At 59.7% G+C, this 20840-nt stretch carries 21 protein-coding genes; 6 read left to right on the forward strand and 15 right to left on the reverse strand.

The window, feature by feature from the left end; translation table 11 throughout:
- Positions 1-132: 132 nt before the first annotated feature.
- The 4 genes from rlmN to ABWV79_RS19700 form a co-directional block, all read right to left on the reverse strand.
- Positions 133-1323: a dual-specificity RNA methyltransferase RlmN gene (rlmN, locus tag ABWV79_RS19685; protein WP_353394159.1), complete on the reverse strand. Its 1191-nt coding sequence runs from the start codon at positions 1321-1323 to the stop codon at positions 133-135.
- Between the two features lie 79 nt (positions 1324-1402).
- The gene (locus ABWV79_RS19690; RefSeq protein WP_170355449.1) at positions 1403-1780 is read right to left on the reverse strand and encodes a lysozyme inhibitor LprI family protein; all 378 of its coding nucleotides are present in this window, start codon (positions 1778-1780) and stop codon (positions 1403-1405) included.
- 110 nt (positions 1781-1890) lie between these two features.
- Positions 1891-2058 (reverse strand): hypothetical protein, encoded by a 168-nt coding sequence (locus ABWV79_RS19695; protein WP_170355450.1) that lies wholly within the window; start codon positions 2056-2058, stop codon positions 1891-1893.
- 172 nt (positions 2059-2230) lie between these two features.
- Positions 2231-2764 (reverse strand): invasion associated locus B family protein, encoded by a 534-nt coding sequence (locus ABWV79_RS19700; RefSeq protein ID WP_170355451.1) that lies wholly within the window; start codon positions 2762-2764, stop codon positions 2231-2233.
- Positions 2765-2941: 177 nt separating this feature from the next.
- Here ABWV79_RS19700 and ABWV79_RS19705 point away from each other — a divergent pair, with 177 nt between their 5' ends.
- The gene (locus ABWV79_RS19705) at positions 2942-3940 is read left to right on the forward strand and encodes an asparaginase (protein ID WP_353394162.1); all 999 of its coding nucleotides are present in this window, start codon (positions 2942-2944) and stop codon (positions 3938-3940) included.
- A gap of 3 nt (positions 3941-3943) precedes the next feature.
- Here the strand turns inward: ABWV79_RS19705 and ABWV79_RS19710 are convergent, their stop codons facing one another.
- The 8 genes from ABWV79_RS19710 to hutI all read right to left on the reverse strand — a co-directional run bounded on the left by ABWV79_RS19710 (position 3944) and on the right by hutI (position 11249).
- On the reverse strand, positions 3944-4264 hold the full coding sequence (locus ABWV79_RS19710; protein WP_170355453.1) for a YciI family protein: 321 nt from the start codon (positions 4262-4264) through the stop codon (positions 3944-3946).
- Positions 4265-4297: 33 nt separating this feature from the next.
- Positions 4298-4726: an SRPBCC family protein gene (locus ABWV79_RS19715; protein ID WP_170355454.1), complete on the reverse strand. Its 429-nt coding sequence runs from the start codon at positions 4724-4726 to the stop codon at positions 4298-4300.
- A complete protein-coding gene (locus tag ABWV79_RS19720; RefSeq protein WP_170355455.1) occupies positions 4714-5043 on the reverse strand; it encodes an ArsR/SmtB family transcription factor in 330 nt (109 codons plus the stop codon). Before ABWV79_RS19720 ends, ABWV79_RS19715 begins: the two co-directional genes overlap by 13 nt.
- A 46-nt stretch (positions 5044-5089) precedes the next feature.
- A complete protein-coding gene (gene serB, locus ABWV79_RS19725) occupies positions 5090-5968 on the reverse strand; it encodes a phosphoserine phosphatase SerB (RefSeq protein WP_353394165.1) in 879 nt (292 codons plus the stop codon).
- A 70-nt stretch (positions 5969-6038) separates the two neighbouring features.
- Entirely contained in the window at positions 6039-7721 is a 1683-nt protein-coding gene (gene hutU / locus ABWV79_RS19730) for a urocanate hydratase (RefSeq protein ID WP_353394168.1), read from the reverse strand.
- Positions 7718-8515: an N-formylglutamate deformylase gene (gene hutG, locus ABWV79_RS19735; RefSeq protein ID WP_353394170.1), complete on the reverse strand. Its 798-nt coding sequence runs from the start codon at positions 8513-8515 to the stop codon at positions 7718-7720. Before hutG ends, hutU begins: the two co-directional genes overlap by 4 nt.
- Entirely contained in the window at positions 8515-10044 is a 1530-nt protein-coding gene (gene hutH / locus ABWV79_RS19740) for a histidine ammonia-lyase (RefSeq protein ID WP_353394172.1), read from the reverse strand. Before hutH ends, hutG begins: the two co-directional genes overlap by 1 nt.
- Positions 10044-11249 carry an imidazolonepropionase gene (gene hutI, locus ABWV79_RS19745; protein WP_502949871.1) on the reverse strand — a complete coding sequence of 402 codons (1206 nt, stop codon included), beginning with the start codon at positions 11247-11249 and terminating at the stop codon, positions 10044-10046. The genes hutH and hutI overlap by 1 nt, the downstream gene beginning before the upstream one ends.
- An 81-nt stretch (positions 11250-11330) precedes the next feature.
- Between hutI and ABWV79_RS19750 the strand changes: the two genes are divergently transcribed.
- From ABWV79_RS19750 to ABWV79_RS19760, 3 genes are all read left to right on the forward strand, one after another.
- Entirely contained in the window at positions 11331-12683 is a 1353-nt protein-coding gene (locus ABWV79_RS19750) for a formimidoylglutamate deiminase (RefSeq protein ID WP_353394175.1), read from the forward strand.
- Positions 12684-12709: 26 nt separating this feature from the next.
- The gene (gene hutC / locus ABWV79_RS19755) at positions 12710-13414 is read left to right on the forward strand and encodes a histidine utilization transcriptional repressor HutC (protein ID WP_353394177.1); all 705 of its coding nucleotides are present in this window, start codon (positions 12710-12712) and stop codon (positions 13412-13414) included.
- Positions 13415-13495: 81 nt separating this feature from the next.
- A complete protein-coding gene (locus ABWV79_RS19760; protein WP_353394179.1) occupies positions 13496-15007 on the forward strand; it encodes a malonate--CoA ligase in 1512 nt (503 codons plus the stop codon).
- Here ABWV79_RS19760 and ABWV79_RS19765 read toward each other — a convergent pair.
- From ABWV79_RS19765 to ABWV79_RS19775, 3 genes are all read right to left on the reverse strand, one after another.
- Positions 15000-15725, reverse strand: a complete 726-nt coding sequence (locus ABWV79_RS19765; protein WP_353394181.1) for a metallophosphoesterase family protein — start codon at positions 15723-15725, stop codon at positions 15000-15002. The genes ABWV79_RS19760 and ABWV79_RS19765 overlap by 8 nt on opposite strands.
- Before the next feature lie 119 nt (positions 15726-15844).
- On the reverse strand, positions 15845-17440 hold the full coding sequence (serA, locus tag ABWV79_RS19770) for a phosphoglycerate dehydrogenase (RefSeq protein ID WP_170355465.1): 1596 nt from the start codon (positions 17438-17440) through the stop codon (positions 15845-15847).
- A gap of 72 nt (positions 17441-17512) precedes the next feature.
- Positions 17513-18667 carry a phosphoserine transaminase gene (locus tag ABWV79_RS19775; protein WP_353394184.1) on the reverse strand — a complete coding sequence of 385 codons (1155 nt, stop codon included), beginning with the start codon at positions 18665-18667 and terminating at the stop codon, positions 17513-17515.
- 285 nt (positions 18668-18952) lie between these two features.
- Between ABWV79_RS19775 and ABWV79_RS19780 the strand changes: the two genes are divergently transcribed.
- Positions 18953-19537, forward strand: coding sequence for an ANTAR domain-containing response regulator (locus ABWV79_RS19780; protein ID WP_170355467.1), 585 nt, complete (start codon positions 18953-18955; stop codon positions 19535-19537).
- Positions 19534-20706: an ABC transporter substrate-binding protein gene (locus ABWV79_RS19785; protein WP_353394186.1), complete on the forward strand. Its 1173-nt coding sequence runs from the start codon at positions 19534-19536 to the stop codon at positions 20704-20706. The genes ABWV79_RS19780 and ABWV79_RS19785 overlap by 4 nt, the downstream gene beginning before the upstream one ends.
- Positions 20707-20840 lie beyond the last annotated feature (134 nt).

Below are 20840 nucleotides of genomic sequence, written 5' to 3' on the forward strand. Positions count from 1 at the left end.
ACAGCTGCGCTTGGTCAGGCGCTGGTATGTCAGTGCTTCAACCACTCAGGCCATACAAACATACCAAATTCCGCATACAATAGACAGCGGATGGCGCATTAAATCTGTTCACATATCGCTGAAATATTGCGCTTACTGCCTGTCCAACCCCGCTTCGGCTGCGATTTGCTTGCGAGATTTGCGCGCGCGTTCCGTCGCTGACTTCAGCTGGCCGCAGGCCGCCATAATGTCCTCGCCCCGAGTCTTGCGGATGGGTGAAGCATAGCCCGCCTGATAGATGATATTCGCAAAAGCCCGGATTCTGTTGTTCGAGCTACGCTTGTACGGCGCACCGGGCCATTCGTTGAACGGGATCAGGTTGATCTTGGCCGGGATCTTGTGGCGCTTGATATGGTCGATCAAGCGATGCGCGTCAGCGTCGCTGTCATTCACACCATCCAGCATCACGTATTCAAACGTGATCCGTTCGGAGTTCGAGACTTTAGGATAGCTGGCCAGCGCCTGAAGCAGTTCCTCAATGTTCCAACGCTTGTTGATGGGGACCAGCACATCGCGGGTCTCATCCGTTGTCGCATGGAAGGAGATTGCCAGCAGACAGCCGATTTCCTCGGCGGTGCGGGCGATTTCAGGGACAACGCCGGACGTGGACAGGGTGATCCGGCGGCGCGACAGAGAAATCCCTTCGGGGTCCATGGCGATCTTCATCGCGTCGCGGACGTTTTCAAAGTTATAGAGCGGCTCGCCCATGCCCATCAGAACGATGTTCGAAAGCAAACGGGTTTCATCCTTGGGCGCACCGGGGGTGGGCCATTCGTCCAGATCATCGCGCGCCATCATCACCTGACCGACGATTTCCGCCGCTGTCAGGTTGCGCACCAGTTTCTGCGTGCCCGTGTGGCAGAAGGAACAGGTCAGCGTGCAGCCCACCTGCGAGGAAATACACAGCGTGCCGCGATCTTCCTCGGGGATATAGACCACCTCGACCTCATGCCCGCCGGCGATGCGGCACAGGTATTTGCGGGTGCCGTCCTCGGACACTTGCCGCGTCACGACCTCGGGGATTTCGATAACGAAATTCTCGGCCAGTTGGGCACGATAGGCTTTGGCAAGGTTCGTCATATCCGCAAAGTCGCGCTTGCCCCATTGATAGATCCACTGCCAGATCTGACCGGTGCGCATCTTGGCCTGCTTTTCCGGCGTGCCATGTTCGATCAAAGCCGCACGCATCTGGTCGCGGGTCAAGCCGACAAGGTTCACCTTTCCCTCGGGCAGTTTGCGAGGGAGGGTCAGGACGTCTTGAGTGATCGGCGCTTTGGGCGACATGGGGCTATCTCGGCAGATTCTGGCTTGGGATGCGCCTCTATATAGGACCTAGCGCAAAGATCAAAAGAAATCGTCGCGTTTAATTCGCGTAGCGCAGCAATTCGTCCACACGTGCCCGGCCCAACTCTACCCGACAGGCGGTAATGCCAATGCCGGTACCTGACCCACCACCGAACGACGCGCCAACAGCCTCGCATTGGGCATCGCGGTAAGCCAGCCACGCGGTCTGAGCGCTGTCCAACGCGGGCACCGCCACAACACGTCCGGTAACATCATCCAGTTCTTTGGCCGATTGCATGGCGATGTCGTAACTTGCATCTATCGCCTGATTGACGCGGTCCTCCATCGCGCCCACGCATGCGCCGATCTCTACCTGAGACCCAGCATCCAGACATTCTAGTGCTGGATCGGCACTGGCAGCGGAGGACAGAAACAAAATCAAAAATGCAAAGCGCATCAGGCAGCTCCCTGTTGGTTGCCCAATACTAGCACAGGCCCGGTTTCATCCCAAAGCTACGAAGCCCCAGGCACGACGACATGGCCGTGCCACGATGGGACCCGCATGCGTCAAATGCCCGGTGGCAGGATATTGCAATCCGTTGCGTCCAGCGTTTGAACCGGATCATTCGGCCCGCATTGCTCGCCCGTGACCGGATATGTATCGGCCTCTTTCTCGCAGGCACTCAGGATAAGGGCGGCCATCATCAAGACGGTGGTGAGTAATTTCGTTGGCATTTCGGGCTCCTTCACTAGTTCAGAGCCTTATACATGCAGATATTTGCATTCATTTCTTTGACCGGAATCAAGTCCTGAACACGGGTGCCGCCTCCAGAACGCTGCACAATGCCTTGTCACAATGCAAAAACCCCGCCGAACTGGCGGGGCAACGGTCAGGCAAAAGCCCAGTTTAGCTAGTGCAGCGCTTTTCCGCGTCTTCAATCGCCGCAGTGAACCCCAGCAATGAGAATGTGTCCTTGGTCTGCGTGCCACGCTCAGAGCGCGCAGTCAGTACAGCCTCGGTCCCGCGTTTCATCGCGGCAACAACCTTCAGATCTTCGCCTTCGGTCGCGGGCCAAGCCCATTCGCCTTCGGTTATCAGCTCGAACTTGCTGCCATCGACATCAAGACTCACGGTTGACCCTGCCGCGAAAGGATAGCCACCCGTAAAGGTAACCTGACCTTTAACCTCGGCATTGGGGCGGTAGAACACGAACAGCAAAATATCACTGCGGCGCACCGAGACTACGCGACCGCCACGGGTATTCACTGTTTCCTTAGGTGCAGAAACGCTCCAGCACTCGGTCGGGTCGTCTTCGACGAAAACGCTCCAATCGGTTTTGGCAGCCACCCTGTTGGTGCTTGTTGCCTGTTGAGCGGTTGCAGTTGTGGCCAGCCCCGCCACGCAAAGGCCCGCGATCACGCGGACAAGCTTTGATCCCATCGTCCAGCCTCCTAGCTCGACTATTACCTCATACCCACCATCGTCGCGCGCGAACCCTGCCTGGTTCGTCTGTAAGTTGCGTCTTCTGGTGTTTGCCGACATACACACTGTAACGCAGGTTTCGCCACAGGCGAAAGGGCGATTGGCAGAATTTTGCGCATGTTTAGGAGGGTTCGCATGACACAAGCCGTACCAATGACAGAACTGTGGCGTGGACCCCTGTTGGAAAGCCTACATCTTGGGCATGCGGTGATCTGCGACGATACCGGTCATATCGTTCAAAGTTGGGGGGACTCGAACGCCGTGATCTATCCGCGATCCTCGGCCAAGATGATTCAGGGGCTGCCGCTGATCACCTCGGGTGCTGCGGCGAAATACGGGCTGAATTCGGAACATCTTGCGCTGGCCTGCGCCTCGCATAGCGGTGCACATATCCACACGGATCGCGTCTCGGCCTGGTTGGACCATCTAGGTCTGGCGGAACCCGATCTTCGCTGTGGCCCGCAAGAGCCACAGGACATGGCTGCGCGCGACGGGTTAATTTTGGCCGACGACACGCCCTGTCAGATTCACAACAACTGTTCGGGCAAGCATTGCGGGTTTCTGACCGTTGCTCAGCATATGGGCGCCGGACCGGAATATCTGGAAATCGACCACCTCGTACAACAGGCCTGCCTGTCCGCGCTTGAGGAAACAACGGGCGAGACCAGCCCCGCCTATGGGATTGACGGCTGCTCGGCCCCGAACTTTGCGACCTCGCTGGTGGGGCTGGCGCGGTCGATGGCGTGGTTTGCCAGCGCCGCAGATCGGTCGGACCGGGCCAGCGATGCGGCGCAACAGCTGACGGCCGCAATGATGAAACACCCCGAGCTGGTCGCCGGTGAAACCCGCGCCTGCACCGAACTGATGCGCGCCATGGGTGGTCGCGTTGCCATCAAAACCGGTGCCGAGGCTGTGTTTATCGCAATCCTACCGGAAAAGCGCATGGGCGTGGCACTGAAAATCACCGACGGCGCCACCCGCGCCAGCGAATGTGCCATTGCCGCGATTCTGGTCAGCTTGGGCGTGCTGGAGGCCGACCATCCGGCCACCCGCAAATTTCTGAACGCCACGCAATACAGCCGTCGCGGGCTGGAATGCGGCGTGATCAAACCCGCACCGGGGTTCCCCAGCTAAAGGCTACATCTCAATCTCGTGAATCTCGGCCACTTCGACCGAACCGGATCCGTTCACAACCATCGGGCAGCCCTTGGCCATCTCGGTCGCAGCATCCATGCTGTCGGCTTTGACAACTGTGAAGCCCGAGGCCGGATTTGCGCCGCCATTGTCGACAACACCGCTGCTGCTGACGGTGTAAGACTGGCCAACCGGGTTTCCGGGGATGTCCAGTGCTTCGCCCATTCCGCCAAACCAAGCGCCCCAGGCGGCCATGGTCGCTTCGATTTCTGCGGGGTCGGTCGGGGTATGACCGCCGTGATAGACAAATAGAAACTGTGGCATTTCTTTCCTCCCTTATGCCTTCGTGATGAAAAACTAGGCCAGCTGTGCCGCCAGCTTGTTCAGCGTCGACGTCCAGCCTTTGCTGTGGTTCGCTGCGATTTCGTCATCGCCCAGCTCGCGGTGGTCGATGATCAACTTTGCACCCTCTTCTGCTGCCTCAACTACCAGCGTCACATGGCTTTCGGCTCCGCGCTGGTCCTGATCGTCATGCCAGCCCCATGTGAACCCAACCGATTTGGGCGGATCGACATGCGTCACATGACCCGAAACCTTGAACCGCTGCCCTTCGCCATTTTGCATCACCGAATACCACGGCCCCGTGCGAGAGAAATCCAGGTTGTGCTCGGGCACATGCATCCCTTCGGGTCCCCACCACTGCAGAAGCCTGTCGGGGGTGCTGATCCACGCATACAGATCGTCCGGTGCAAGCGGGTAAGCGCGCTCCAGTTTCAAATCGGCCATGAGGTCTCCTTTTCGATTGCATCACCCAAGCGGTCCAGGCTGCTTTCCCAGAATTGACGTTTCGAGATGGTCCATTCCGCAATCGCCCGCAGCCCCTCGGGGCGGATCGAATACATCCGCTGGCTGCCCTGCACGCGCTGATTTATTAGCCCCGCTTCCCGCAGCAGTTTCAAATGGCGCGAGATCGCAGCGCCGGACATGCCGCGCCCTTCGATCAGGTCTCCGGCGGGCAATTCGCCGTCCTGCATAAGCTGCTCGACGATCGAGAACCGTGTGGCGTCAGACAACGCGGAAAATGTGGTCAGAAGAGTGTTCATAACCACTGTTTAACAGTTTTGTTAAATAAAGGAAAGCCGCGTTGTGTTAACCGGCCGCAAACTCAGATCGTGCATAGCCCTGCAGGAACAGCAAAGCCGAAAGATCCCCGTGGTTTACCCGCACTTCACACTGTTCCGCGACCGAGGGCTTGGCGTGCAGCGCCACCCCGGTTCCAGCCCGGCCCAGCATACCCAGATCATTCGCGCCATCGCCCACGGCGATCACATCCGATTCGGACAGACCCAACCGCGCGGTAATCTGCTCCAGAGCATCCACCTTGGCCTGACGTCCCAGAATGGGACGCGCGACATCGCCGGTCAGCTTACCGCCCTCGGCCAGCAGCGTGTTGGCGCGGTTCTCATCAAAGCCCAGTTCGGCCCCAACCTTGGCCGTAAACGCCGTGAACCCGCCCGAGACTAATGCGGCATAACCGCCATTCGCCCGCATCGTGCCAACCAGCTCCTTGCCGCCGGGCATCAGGGTAATACGCTCGGCCAGCACCTTGTCGATCACGGCCTCGTCCAAACCTTTCAGCAATCCGACACGTTCGGTCAGAGCGCCCTCGAAATCCAGCTCACCGTTCATGGCCCGCGCGGTGATGTCCTTGACGCGCTCGCCTACGCCGGCCTCATCGGCCAGTTCGTCGATGCATTCTTGCTGAATCATGGTGCTGTCCATATCGGCCAGCAGCATCTTCTTGCGGCGATCGTCGGCGGATTGAATCACCAGATCGACACCCATGTTCTGCAAATCGGCCCACACGTCCCACTGATTGTCCGGCAGGCCCGCCAGAGAAAACTCTGCGGCCTCATCCGGGCTCAACCACTGCACATCGCCGCCGCCCCAGGCGTTACGCAGAGAATCGACCAACGCCTGATCAAACGTGTTCTTTTCGGGGCTGGTCAAAAGGGTGGCAACGTACATCTTCAATCTCCGGCAAGCTCACCTGCGGGATATCGCAGGTGCAGCATTTTCACCAGAGGACAGATGCGCCCTAGCCCAGAATACCCGGCAACCGCAGCCCATGCGCACGGGCGCAATCCTTCGCCGCCTCATACCCGGCATCCGCATGACGCCACACGCCCGAGGCCGGATCGTTCCACAACACCCGCTCTAGCCGCCGCGCGGCGTCCTCGGTCCCGTCAGCGCAGATCACCACACCCGCGTGCTGACTGAAGCCCATGCCAACGCCGCCGCCATGGTGCAGCGACACCCATGTCGCCCCGCTGGCCGTATTGATCAACGCATTCAGCAAAGGCCAGTCACTGACCGCATCCGAGCCATCCAGCATCGCCTCGGTCTCGCGGTTCGGGCTGGCGACCGAGCCGCTGTCCAAGTGATCCCGCCCGATCACCACTGGGGCCTTCAACTCACCATTGGCCACCATCTCATTGAAGGCCAGCCCAGCACGATGCCGATCCCCAAGCCCGATCCAGCAGATGCGCGCGGGCAAACCCTGAAACGCGATGCGGTCCTGCGCCATGTCGAGCCAGCGATGCAGGTGCTCGTTCTCGGGGAACAGCTCTTTCATCTTGGCGTCGGTTTTGTAGATATCTTCCGGGTCGCCGGACAGGGCGCACCAGCGGAACGGGCCGATCCCTTTGCAGAACAGCGGGCGTATGTAAGCAGGGACAAAACCGGGGAAGGCAAAGGCGTTTTCCAGCCCTTCATCCTGCGCCACCTGGCGGATGTTGTTGCCGTAATCCAGTGTCGGCACGCCTGCATTCCAGAAATCAACCATGGCCGCCACATGCTGTTTCATCGACGCACGTGCGGCTTTTTCCACCGACTTAGGCTCTGTTTCGCGCTTTTCCCGCCACTGTGCCATGGACCAGCCGATAGGCAGGTATCCATTGATCGGGTCATGGGCACTGGTCTGATCGGTAACGATATCGGGGCGCATGCCCCCCTCGGCCATGCGACGGTAGATCTCGGGGAAAACCTCGGCGGCATTGCCCAGCAGACCGACGGATTTCGCCTCACCAGCTTTGGTCCAGCGGTCGATGATCTCAAGCGCTTCGTCCAGCGTCCCGGCCTTTTCATCCAGGTATTTGGTGCGCAGGCGGAAGTCGATGCTGTCAGGGTTGCATTCCACCGCCAGACAGCAGGCCCCGGCAAAGACGGCCGCCAGAGGCTGCGCGCCGCCCATACCACCCAATCCGCCGGTCAGAATCCACTTGCCGGTCAGGTCGCCGCCGTAGTGCTGGCGTCCGGCCTCGGCAAAGGTCTCATACGTGCCCTGAACAATGCCCTGCGTGCCGATATAGATCCACGAACCGGCCGTCATCTGGCCGTACATCATCAGACCCTTCTTATCGAGTTCGTTGAAGTGATCCCAGGTGGCCCAATGCGGCACGATGTTGGAATTGGCGATCAGAACGCGCGGTGCATCCTTGTGGGTGCGGATGATGGCCACGGGCTTGCCGGACTGGACAATCAGAGTCTCGTCCTCTTCCAGATCCTTCAAACCTTCAACAATAGTGTCGAAATCCCGCCATGTACGTGCGGCGCGACCAATCCCGCCATAAACCACCAACTCATGCGGGTTCTCGGCCACGTCCGGGTGCAGGTTGTTCATCAGCATCCGCAAAGGCGCTTCGGTCATCCAGCTTTTGGCGTTCAGCTCTGGCCCAGTCGGCGGATAGATATCTCGCGTGTTCTTACGGGGATCGTTCATGGCGTAAGCTCCAATACTGTGTCTTGGATGGCATCCAGAATACCGCGCAACCACGGGCGCAGACGGTCGGCCTTCGCAGTGTCATAGCGCCACGGCGCGCGCTCGGCGGTTAGGTACGCGGACTGCGCAATCTCCATTTGAATGGCGTGTACACATTCGCTCGGTCGACCGTAGTGCCGAGTGGTCCACCCGCCGCGAAAACGTCCGTTCAAAACGGTGCTATACGGCGACGAATCCGCAAATTCGTACGCAATAGCCTCGATTTCCGGCGCGCAGGTCGTTCCGCCGTCTGTTCCAATGTTCAAGTCTGGCAGAACACCGTCAAACAGGAACGGAATGCGACTGCGGATCGAATGGCAATCAAACAGGATCGCCACGCCATGTTTGGCCCTGACCCGATCCAGCTCTGCCGCAAGCGCCGTGTGGTACGGCGCGTGGTATGCGCTGCACCTTTTCTGGACCTCATCGGCTGAGGGCACCTGACCGGCTTGCCAGATCGGCTGACCGTCAAAACCCGTCTCGGGTACGAGCGTTGTCGTATTCTGCCCAGGATAAAGCGAGGCACCTTCGGGATCGCGATTTGCATCAACGACATAGCGGTGAATATGAGATTGCACCACGGTCGCGGCCGGCAATAGCCCATCATAGAGCCTGTTGATGTGCCAATCCGTATCTGTCAGCACAGCGCCTGCTGCGTTCAATCGCCCAGCTATTTCGCCCGGAACCAACGTCCCGCCGTGTGGTTGGCCTAGCACAACCGGGCTGTCACCTTGTTGGACACTAACGACCTGCATCAGCGCAACTCTGGCATCGGGTTGCCAGCCGCCTTCAGAATGTCACCGCGCGATACCAGTGCTTTCGCGGTCTCAAGGTCTGGCGCCATATAGCGATCCTGATCCAATGTAGGCACCTCGCGGCGTAGTCGGTTGATGACTTGCTGCAGCGGGGCGCTGGTCGCCAACGGCGCGCGAAACTCGACGCCCTGCGCGGCGCACAGCAATTCTACCCCAAGAATGTAGGTCAGGTTTTCGCCCATCCGTCCCAACCGCCGCGCCCCATGCGCAGCCATCGAAACGTGATCTTCCTGATTTGCAGAGGTCGGCGTGCTGTCGGTGACGCATGGGTTGGCGAGATGCTTGTTCTCGCTCATCAATGCGGCGGTGGTAACTTCGGCGATCATAAGGCCCGAGTTCAAGCCCGGATCGGGTGTCAGGAAGGGTGGCAGATCAAAGCTCAGCGCAGGGTCCACCATGAGGGCAATCCTGCGTTGCGCGATCGCGCCGATCTCGGACAGCGCCAACGCGATCATGTCAGCGGCAAATCCAACGGGTTCAGCGTGGAAATTCCCACCAGAGACTATCGCATCTTCAAGAACCAATGGGTTGTCAGTCGCGGCATTTGCCTCGATTTCCAAAGTCGCAGCGGCCTGACGTATGACGTCCATCGCCGCCCCCGTGACCTGTGGCTGGCATCTGATGCAATAGGGATCCTGCACACGACTGTCTCCCTCGCGATGGCTTTCGCGAATCTCTGACCCGGCCAGCACAGCGCGCATGGCGCTGGCGGCTTCGGTCTGGCCGCGATGTCCGCGCAGGGAGTGGATTTCGGGCCGCAAAGGGGCCGTAGATCCCATGATCGCATCAGTGGACAAGGCCGAAATGACGAGCGCAGTTTGCGCCGCTTGCCAGGCTTCGAACATGCCCGCCAAAGCGTAGGCTGTCGAAAACTGAGTGCCGTTGATCAAGGCCAACCCCTCTTTTGGGCCCAGCGCAACAGGTTCTAACCCTGCCGCTTTCAACGCGTCACGCCCCGGCATCATCTTGCCGTTCCAGTCGGCCTCACCCTCGCCAATCAGGACTGCAGCCATATGGGCCAAGGGTGCCAGATCACCAGACGCGCCGACCGACCCCTGCGCCGGAACGACCGGGATAACATTGTGTGCCAGCATGTCTTGCAACAGCGCAATCAGTTGCCATCGAACGCCCGACGCGCCGCGGCCGAAGGACAGCAGTTTCAGCGACATCATAAGCCGAACGATACGGCGCGGGACAGACGGCCCAACACCGCAACAATGGCTGAGGATCAGGTTGCGCTGCAAAACCGCAGTATCCTTGGGGGCGATCTTATGGCTGGCCAGCTTCCCGAACCCGGTGTTGACGCCATAGACGGCCACGTCGCCCTCGGCGGCGTGCTGAACGCGCTGTGATGCGCGCTGCACGGCGGCTTCGCAGGCAGGGTCCAGTCGCACAGATGGCTGGCTCCAGTAGATCTCGGCCAATTCCGCAAGGGTTACGCTTCCGGGTGTTACGGTGAGGTGCGCCATCACATCCCTCCGAAGATTCGCTGGTGGAGGGGATTGAACCCGATCCGATACGCCAGTTCAGCCGGGTGCCGCACATCCCAGACAGCCAGATCCGCCCTTTTGCCCACAGTGATTTCGCCCGTGTCCTGTAAGCCCAGCGCACGCGCCGCATTCCGGGTCACACCAGCCAGCGCCTCTTCGGGCGTCAGGCGGAACATGGTGCACCCCATATTCATCGTCAGCAACAAAGACGTCAGCGGAGACGACCCCGGATTGCAATCAGTCGCCAATGCCATCGGTACGGATTTGTCTCGCAGTCTGTTCACGGGCGGAACCTGAGTTTCGCGTAGCGTGTAAAACGCGCCCGGCAAAAGCACGGCAACCGTGCCCGCCTCGGCCATGGCCGCGACACCGTCCTCATCCAAATATTCCACATGATCAGCCGACAGTGCTCCGTAACTGGCAGCCAATCTGGCCCCGCCAAGATTGGACAGTTGTTCAGCATGCAGCTTGACCGGCAAACCAAGAGATTGCGCCTCATCAAAGACAAGCGCCATCTGGGCGGGGGTGAAGGCAATACCCTCACAGAATCCGTCAACCGCATCCACGAGCCCTTCGGCGTGGGCTGCGTGCAGGGTCGGGATGCAAACCTCGGTCAAATAGTCTTTGGGGCGGGACTTGTATTCGGGCGGAACAGCATGTGCGCCCAGAAAGGTAGTCTTCACGCGCATCGGGCGCAGTTTTTCAAATTTTCGCGCAACCCGAAGCATTTTTAGCTCGGTTTCTACGTCCAACCCGTATCCCGATTTCACCTCGACACAGCTGACACCTTCAGACACCAAAGCATCAGCACGGGTCAAAGCGTCGGACAACAGCGCCTCTTCGGATGCCGCGCGGGTGGCGCTGACGGTCGACAGAATGCCCCCTCCGGCGCGCGCGATCTGTTCATACGATGCACCGTTCAACCGCATCTCGAATTCAGCCGCCCTGTTGCCCCCGAACACCAGATGCGTATGCGCGTCGATCAAGGCCGGGGTCACCAGCCTTTCACCATAATCCGTGACCTCCCAACCCGAGAATCGCTCGGGCAACTCATTTTTCGATCCGACCCAGACAATTCGACCACCCTCGATCGCGATCGCTGCGTCCACGCACAAACCGTAGGGCTCCCGCTCGCACTCCATCGTTGCAACATTTCCCGCAAAAATGACCATATTTGTCATCATCGAAGCTCTTTTCGGTTTCCGTGGTTGTTTATTTTTAAGTATACTTATAAAAATTTAAAGTCTACACAAATTGGATATGCCATGACGATCCACGCGAAGACAGCCTTGTTGGGAACGGGATGGGCTGAGAACATACGAGTCCACGTTCGGAATCGCCGGATATCCGGACTTGAAACCGGCGCGGCAGTCTCTGGGGATACCTGTGTCGACCTTTTGCTGCCGGCGCCGGGAAACCTGCATAGCCATGCGTTTCAACGCGCCATGGCCGGCATGACCGAAACCCGAGCGGCAGGGCGTGAAAGCTTTTGGACCTGGCGCACCTTGATGTATCGATTTCTCGACAGGCTAACGCCCGATCAAATCCAGGCCATAGCTGCGCTGACGTATATGGAGATGCAAGAGGCCGGCTTTGCCGCAGTTGGTGAGTTCCACTATGTCCATCACCAGCCCGGCGGGCAGCCCTATGACACGCTGTCCGAACTGAGCCAACGAATCTTTGCCGCAGCGGATCAAACTGGGATCGGCTTGACGCACCTGCCGGTCCTTTATTCCTACGGGGGCGTACAGCAACAGGCTTTAGAGGGCGGGCAGTTGCGATTTGGGAACAGCTTGGACCGCTATAGTGACCTGACCGAAGAGTGCCGCACGATCCTGCCGCATGCAGACAGCAGGATCGGTGTTGCGCCTCATTCGCTGAGGGCGACCGCGCCCGGTGACCTGAAACAGCTGATGCAACTGGACCCAACTGGCCCGGTCCACATCCACATCGCTGAACAGGTACAAGAGGTTACCGATGTCGAGGCCGCATTAGGCCAACGCCCTGTGGCTTGGCTGTTGGACAATATGGATGTCGACCAAAGATGGTGTCTGATCCACGCCACCCACATGACCGACGCCGAAACCCGCATGCTGGCGCGATCCGGGGCTATTGCAGGGCTGTGTCCGATAACCGAGGCGAACCTTGGCGACGGTATTTTCAACGGCTCCGCCTTTATCAACGAAGGGGGTCGGTTTGGTGTTGGTTCCGACTCTAACATCAGAATCTCACTGCCCGCAGAACTGCGAACGTTGGAGTATTCACAACGCCTGCGCGACCGCGAACGCTCTGTTCTGGTTCGCGGAGAAGGGTCCGTGGGCCATGCGCTTTATACAAGCGCCACCAGCGGAGCAGCGCAGGCGTTGGATCGGGATTCTGGTTCGATAGCCATTGGTAAGTTGGCCGATCTTGTGGCCTTTGATCGTTCTCATCCGTCCTTATGGCCGCTGACCGATGATCAGGTACTGGACGGGCTGTGTTTTGCCGGCCCCGATGGGTTGGTCACGGATCTTTGGTCCGCCGGGCGGCACATGGTGCGCGAAGGCCGCCATGTCGCACGCGACCGCATTGTAAATACCTACCGCGCTGCAATTGCCGAGCTGCTGGCTGACGTCTAAAACGAATCCCTGAAAGCAGGACGCATATGACCCAGACATCCGAGACCACCAGCTACAAGGACATCAAGAGAACGGTCCTGTCTCGTATTCGGTCCGGGGATTGGGGGCCGGATTCTCTGCTGCCCAACGAACAGGATCTGGCCGCCGAGTTTTCATGCACCCGCACCACAGTGAACCGCGCCCTGCGCGAACTGGCCGACGAAGGATATCTTGAGCGTCGTCGCAAAGCAGGCACACGGGTTCTGAGCGCCCCTCAAAGGCAAGCCAGATTTTCCATTCCGATGGTCCGAGACGAGGTTGAGGCCCTTGGCGGGGTCTATCGCTATGCGTTGGTTTCTTCGGCGCGGGAAAAAGCGCCCGACTGGCTGGCGGCCCGGCTGGAATTGCATACGGGGCAACCGGTGATGCATGTCAGGTGCATGCACTTTTCAGGCAACACGCCATTTCAATACGAAGACCGTTGGATCGTCGTCGATAGCGTTCCACAAGTGATGCAAGCGGATTTCTCGCAGATCGGACCTAATGAGTGGCTGATCCAGACAGTACCTTTCACAAACGTCGAACTGACGTTCCTGGCCAGCCGTGCCGACACAACGGTTGCCGGATTTCTGGACGTCCCTGAAGGCGAGCCCGTTTTCACCGGTGAGCGCATCACCTGGCTGGAAGGCCAACCTGTAACCTTCGCAAAGATGTATTTCGCGGCCGGCTACCGCATGACGACGCAGTTCTGACTTCGTCAAGAATTGGCTTTACCGTCCCGCCGATCCGCGCCAGATTTCCACGAAATTGATCTGGCGAAAGGAACATCTGTCATGAGCAACCCGCTTTACGATCGCTTGTTCGGCATTCACGCGGGCAAAGACACACCGTTCCTGCATCTTCCGAACGGTCAGACTGTGACTCATGCCGATTTTCTGGACATGGCAGCCCGGCTGGCCAATGCGCTGATCGGGTATGAGCTTGAGCCCGGTGACCGTGTGGCCGTTCAGGTCGAAAAATCCCCCGAGGCACTGGCGCTGTACGCCGCCTGCGCGCAGGCAGGACTGATCTTTTTGCCTCTCAATACCGACTACACCACGGCCGAGCTGCAATATTTCATCGAAAACAGCGAAGCCGCGCTGGTGGTTTGCGATGACGCGAAATCCAAGGGTCTGGCCCCCATTGCCGCTGCCCAAAACGCCCGGCTGGAAACACTGAACGCCGATGGATCAGGCAGTTTGATGCGACGCGCGCTTGGGATGCTGCCCGCGTTTGAACCCGTGCGCCGGTCCGAGGAAGATCTGGCCGCCTTACTGTATACCTCAGGGACAACCGGGCGCTCCAAAGGAGCGATGCTGTCGCAGGCCAACCTGCTGTCGAACGCGGAAACGCTGGTGCGGGAATGGCGGTTCAGCGCAGATGATGTGCTGCTGCACGCCTTGCCGATTTTCCACACGCACGGGCTGTTTGTGGCGACGAATGTGGTGCTGGCCTCGGGTGGGTCTATGATCTTTCTGCCGAAGTTCGATCTGGATGACATGCTGCGCCTGATGCCGCAGGCGACGTCAATGATGGGGGTGCCGACCTTCTACACCCGCCTGTTGGGGGATGATCGGTTCACCGGTGATCTGGCCCGGCATATGCGACTGTTCATCTCGGGCTCGGCCCCCTTGCTGGCGGAAACCCATGAGCGGTTCGAAACCCGTACCGGCCACCGCATCCTTGAACGCTATGGCATGACTGAAACCAACATGAACACCTCGAACCCCTATGACGGTGAGCGCCGCGCGGGCACAGTTGGCTTCCCCCTGCCCGATGTCGAATTGAAAGTGACCGACCCCGAAAGCGGAGAGACCCTGCGGCAGGGCGAGATCGGCATGATCGAAGTCCGCGGCCCGAACGTCTTCCAAGGCTATTGGCAAATGCCCGAGAAAACCGCCGCCGAGCTGCGCGAGGATGGGTTTTTCATCACCGGCGATCTGGGTCGAGTGGACGAGGATGGCTATGTCCATATCGTCGGGCGCGGCAAAGATCTGATCATCTCGGGCGGGTTCAACATCTATCCTAAGGAACTTGAGATGCTGCTGGACGATCAGCCCGGCGTGTTGGAAAGCGCGGTGATCGGCGTGCCACACCCGGATTTCGGCGAAACCCCCGTGGGCCTGCTAGTGGCGGAACCCGGCGCAATGCCTGATCTGGACGCGATCATGGCTAATGCGCAGGCGGAGCTGGCGCGGTTCAAACATCCCCGCAAGCTGATCGTTCTGGACGCGTTGCCACGCAACACGATGGGCAAGGTGCAGAAAAACGCCCTGCGCGAGCGTTTCGCCAAGCTGTTTACCTAAGCGGCACACGTCCGTTTGGGCTCAAAAGCCAGCACTTGCGATCCTCAAATACCGCCGTGGCCAAGGGGCGGCCATAGCCTGCGCCCGCATCCAGATTTACCCGGTTGCCGCAATGCTCGGCCTGATCGACAGGCGTGTGGCCATGGACAATCAGCCACGGATGCGGCGCGGCTTCGATCAGGAATTCGTTGCGGATCCAGATCAGGTCATTCTCGGATTGCTGCTCCAGCGGAAGGCCCAGTCGGATACCCGCGTGAACGAACAGCATTTCGCCCTCTTGGTGATAGTTCGGCAGAGCATTGAGGAAATCCAGATGCTGCGGTGGAACAGCTTCGACCGCGCGTTGATGGACATGGACGATGCGGTCATTGTCGGTGACATCCACACCGTAAGAGGCCAATGTCTCGCGCCCGCCCAAACGCGGATGCAACCAACTGAGCGTGACCGGCAAGTGGCTGTCCGCGACCTCGCAATCCTGCACGAACCGCGCCATCATCCGGTCGTGATTGCCCCGGACCATGACCCAGTTACGCCCCGCACGCTGACCTTCGATCAACAGGTCAAGAACGCCGCGACTGCTCGGCCCGCGATCCACGTAATCGCCCAGAAACACGACCCGCGCATCCGGACCTCCATCCTGTTCGATCCGGCGCAGGGCGGTTTGCAGCATCTCAAGCTGACCGTGAATATCGCCAATGGCGTAAATGGGGGACGTCATAAAAAACCTCGGGTCCAAAATTCACTTTGCTTGTGACGGGAAAACCGCCCATGACAAAGAAAATACCCGCGCCTTGGACGGCGCGGGCTGGGATTGTCTCAGAATTTCAACACCGACGGTCAGGAGACGTCGAATTCTAGCGGTTTGATTTGCGTGAACAGCCCTGTCTCAGCCAGTTTGGCTCGAGCCTCTGCCGGAACGGGTTCATCCACATATAGCAGCGCGATCGCCTCGCCCCCGGCCTCAGACCGACCAAGGGTAAAGTTCGCGATATTCACATCGTTCTCGCCCATCGTCTGACCCAGCGCACCGATGATGCCCGGCACGTCTTCGTTGGTGGTATAGAGCATGTGCGCCCCGACCTCGGCGTCGATATTGATGCCCTTAATCTGGATGAAACGCGGCTTGCCATCGCTGAACACCGTGCCACCGATCGAACGCTCCCGCTTATCAGTAACAACAGTGACTTTGATATAGCCTTCGAACGCGCCGGATTTGTCCTGATTGGTGGTCGAGATATTGATCCCACGCTCTTTCGCGATCACGGGGGCAGACACCATGTTCACATCAGGATTGACCTTTTTCATGATCCCCGCAACGGCGGCACAATTCAGCGCAGCAAGGTTCATCTCGGCTGCGACCCCATCATAAAGGATGTTGATCGCCTTGATCGGTTCATCGGTCATCTGGCCGATGAAGCTGCCCAGATGACCGGCCAGCTTGATCCACGGCCCCATGACCTTGGCTTCCTCAGCAGTCACGCTGGGCATGTTCAGCGCGTTCTCAACAGCCCCGGTCAGTAGGTAGTTCGAGATCTGCTCGGCCACCTGCAGCGCCACGTTTTCCTGCGCCTCGGTCGTGGCAGCACCCAGATGCGGTGTGCAGACGACGTTGGGCAGGTTGAACAGAGCGTTTTCCTTGGCCGGTTCCTCGCTGAACACGTCAAAGGCCGCACCGGCCACATGGCCCGATTGCAGCATCTCGGCCAGCGCGTCTTCATCGACCAGACCACCACGGGCACAGTTGACGATGCGCACGCCCGGCTTGGTTTTCGCCAGATTCTCGCGGCTCAGGATGTTGCGCGTCTGATCGGTCAGCGGCACGTGCAGGGTGATGAAATCGGCACGTGCCAGCAATTCGTCCAGCTCGACCTTTTCGACGCCCATCTTGGCGGCTTTCTCTTCGCCCAGGAACGGGTCATAGGCGACGACCTTCATCTTCAGGCCCAGCGCACGCTCGCAAACGATACCGCCAATATTGCCTGCACCAATGACACCAAGGGTCTTGTTGGTCAGTTCGATCCCCATAAACTTGGACTTTTCCCACTTGCCCGCATGGGTCGAGATGCTGGCCTCGGGGATTTGCCGCGCCACGGCAAACATCATCGCAATCGCATGTTCGGCAGTGGTGATCATATTGCCGAACGGCGTGTTCATAACGATCACGCCCTTCTTCGAGGCCGCTTCCTTGTCGACATTGTCGGTGCCGATCCCGGCGCGACCGATGACCTTCAGATTGTCGGCTTTTTCCAGCAGGGTCGGCGTAACCTTGGTGGCGGAACGGATGGCAAGACCGTCATATTGGCCGATCAGTTCGGCTAGCTTGTCTTTGTCCTTGCCCAGATCGGGCATGAAATCCACGTCAATGCCGCGATCACGAAAGATCTGCACGGCGGTTTCGCTGAGCTTGTCAGATACGAGTACTTTGGGGGCCATATCTCTGGTCCTTGAATTTTGGGGAAGTATCCGGGCCACAAGCCGGCCCAGGTTTTTCGTCGAAAAATCTTGTCAGGCGGCTGCCGATTGCGCAGCGATCTCGGCCTCAAAGGCCCAGGCCAGCCAGGGCAGCATGGCCTGAATATCCGCGGTCTCAACCGTGCCGCCGCACCAGATGCGCAGGCCCGCAGGCGCGTCGCGATAGGCACCGATATCCAGCGCGATGTTCTCGGCTTCCAGCCGTTTGGCAACGGCTTTGGCGAATGTCGCGCCATCCTGAATACGCGGATCGGTGAATTTAAGGCAGACCGACGTATTCGACTGCGTCGCCGCATCCTCGGCCAGATTGGCGATCCAGTCGTTCTGGTCACAAAACGCATGCACCGCACCGGCATTGGCATCGGCGCGGGCGATCAGGCCCTGCAAGCCACCCACCGAACGCGCCCAGTCCAGCGCGAACAGGTAATCCTCGACCGCCAGCATCGAGGGCGTGTTGATCGTGGCCCCGGTGAAAATGCCATCAATCAGCTTGCCGCCTTTGGTCAGGCGGAAAATCTTGGGCAGCGGCCATGCGGGGGTGTAGCTTTCCAGTCGCTCCACCGCACGCGGGCTGAGGATTAGCATGCCATGCGCTGCTTCACCACCCAGTACCTTTTGCCAGCTAAACGTAGTCACATCCAGCTTGTCCCACGGCAGGTCCATCGCAAAGGCAGCCGAGGTTGCATCACAGATCGTCAGACCCTGACGGTCATCCGCGATCCAGTCGCCATTGGGTACTCGCACGCCCGAGGTCGTGCCGTTCCACGTAAACACCACATCGTTGACGAAATCGACCGAGGCCAGATCGACGATCTGTCCGTACTCTGCCGTTTTCACCTCGGCGTTGATTTTCAGTTGCTTGACCACGTCGGTGACCCAACCGGCACCAAAGCTTTCCCACGCCAGCATCTCGACCTTGCGTTCGCCCAGCAGCGACCACAGCGCCATCTCGACCGCGCCGGTGTCCGATGCGGGAACGATGCCGATTTTGTAATCCGCCGGAATACCCAGCACCTCGCGCGTGCCTTCGATGGCCGCTTTCAGCTTGTCCTTGCCCACGGCTGCACGGTGCGATCGGCCCAGCGCGGCATCGGCCAACTTGTTCAGATCAAATGTGGGGGGTTTGGCGCAGGGGCCCGAGGAAAAACGCGGATTCGCCGGCCGCGTCGCCGGTTGTTCAATGCTCATGTGTATTACCCTTCCAGATACACGCCCCTCGTTGGGGAGGGGTGTCCCGCCGCCACACCTAGAAACCCCTCGGCAGTGCAGCAAGCGGAAAAGACGTTTGAATGCCGAAAAACGACATCACTTTTCGCTCCGCACACGGTCGTAGGTTTCCGATAGGCGAAAAGATTTGCGCGCCATGAACATTCACGCGGCGGGTTTGACTGTTTTTTAGGCACCCAGTCCCGCGCCCCGACGGAAAAGCCACCGAACTCTTGAGATCGCGCAGCCACCCGGTGAAAAGGTGCCATGCCAGACACCCTGACCATTGTCGTCGTAGAGGAAGACCGCGAGCGTGCGATTGCCATCGTCGATGCCCTTCGGGCGTCCGGGGCTTATGATGTGCACGTGATCGGCAACGTCTCCAGCCTTGCGCGCAAGATTGCCGCCTTGATTCCGGATGTGGTGCTGATCGATATCGACAACCCGACCCGCGATATGCTTGAGGAACTGACGCTTGCATCCGGACCTCTAGAACGGCCCGTGGCCATGTTCGTCTCGGGCGCAGCCGGAGATCTGGCCTCGACCGCGATTGAGGCGGGCTTGTCGGCTTATGTGGTTGACGGAATGCAGCCGGATCGGCTGAAGCCCGTGCTGGATGCGGCCATCGCGCGGTTCCAGATCGTCCGTCAGATGCGCCGCGAACTGGCCGAAACCAAACGTGCGCTGGAGGAACGCAAGGTGATCGACCGCGCCAAGGGTCTGCTGATGAAGGCGCGCGGGGTTGAGGAAGAAGAGGCCTATGCCCTGCTGCGCAAGGCCGCGATGGATCAGGGCCGCCGCGTCGCCGATGTGGCCGAGGCGCTGGTCACGGCATCTGGGTTGTTGTCATGAACGCTGTGACCCTGCCCGTCGCCTACGTTCCGCTGGTGGACGCCGCCCCTTTGATCGTAGCGCATGAGATGGGCCTGGCCCGCGCCGAAGGGGTCGAGTTGGACCTGATCGCCGCGCCTTCATGGTCATCCGTGCGCGATATGCTGGCCTTTGGGCGGGTGGATGCCGCACACCTGCTATCTCCGGTCCCTGTTGCCATGGCCTTGGGGCTGGGCGGGGTGACACAACCCTTGTCAGCCGTTTCAGTCCTGTCGGTGAATGGCGACGTGATCGGCGTTAGCCGCGCGTTGGAGACCCGCCTGCGCGACGCAGGCTATGAGTTCGACTTCCGCGATCCGTTCAAGGCCGCCGCCGCGCTGGCCTCGGTCACCGATGGGCCCTTGGTCTTTGGCGTGCCCTTCCCGTTCTCCCTGCATGTGGAACTGCTGCATTGCTGGCTTGAGGCCACCGAACTGTCCAAAATCGGGGTCGAGGTGCGCACCATCCCGCCGCCCCTTATGGCGCAGGCTTTGGCCGAAGGCGATGTGGATGCGTTCTGTGTGGGTGAGCCCTGGGGCTCGGTCGCCGTAGAATCGCAGGCGGGGGCGTTACTGCTGCCCGGTCAGGCGATCTGGGCCTTTGCGCCGGAAAAGGTACTGGCTGTGCGCACCGACTGGGCGGATACCGAGCCGCACCTGCTGGGCAAGCTGATGCGAGCCGTCTGGCGCGCCGGGCGCTGGCTGGGCCAGCCGGGCAGCCACACCGCCGCCGCCGAAATCCTTGCCCGAGACACCTATCTGAACCTGCCTTCGGAACTGATCGACCGGGCGCTCTCGGGGCGCTTTACAATCACGGGCCACGCCGAACAGCGCGAGGTACCGGGATTTGTCGAGTTCCACGACGGGGCCGCAAATTTCCCGTGGCGCAGTCAGGCCAAGTGGATCGCCCACCGTCTGGCGCAACGATACGGTCTGGACCCGCATCTGGCGCTGGCCCAAGCGGGCAGCGTGTTCCGCAGCGATATCTACCGCAATCAACTAGCAGGATTGGGGGCCGATCTGCCCGGTGCGTCGGAAAAGCTGGAAGGCGCGATTCGTGAGACCACGCCCGTTGCTTCCCATAACGGGCAGCTGTCGCTAAAGCGGGATGCGTTCTTGGATGGGCGCATTTTTGATCCTCAGGATATCTGACGCCTAAGAATTAGGCAGACGCGCGCGCAACACCGCGCGATTGCAGCATTTAACGCCGCGTTGCAGCAAAATCGCTTGATCGGCAACGGCGCATTTACCACTCTGGACCCATCGGCACACAAAGGCGTGTGTCG

It is taken from the genome of Ruegeria sp. HU-ET01832, assembly GCF_040371315.1.
GTDB classification, from domain to species: Bacteria; Pseudomonadota; Alphaproteobacteria; order Rhodobacterales; family Rhodobacteraceae; genus Ruegeria; species Ruegeria lacuscaerulensis_A.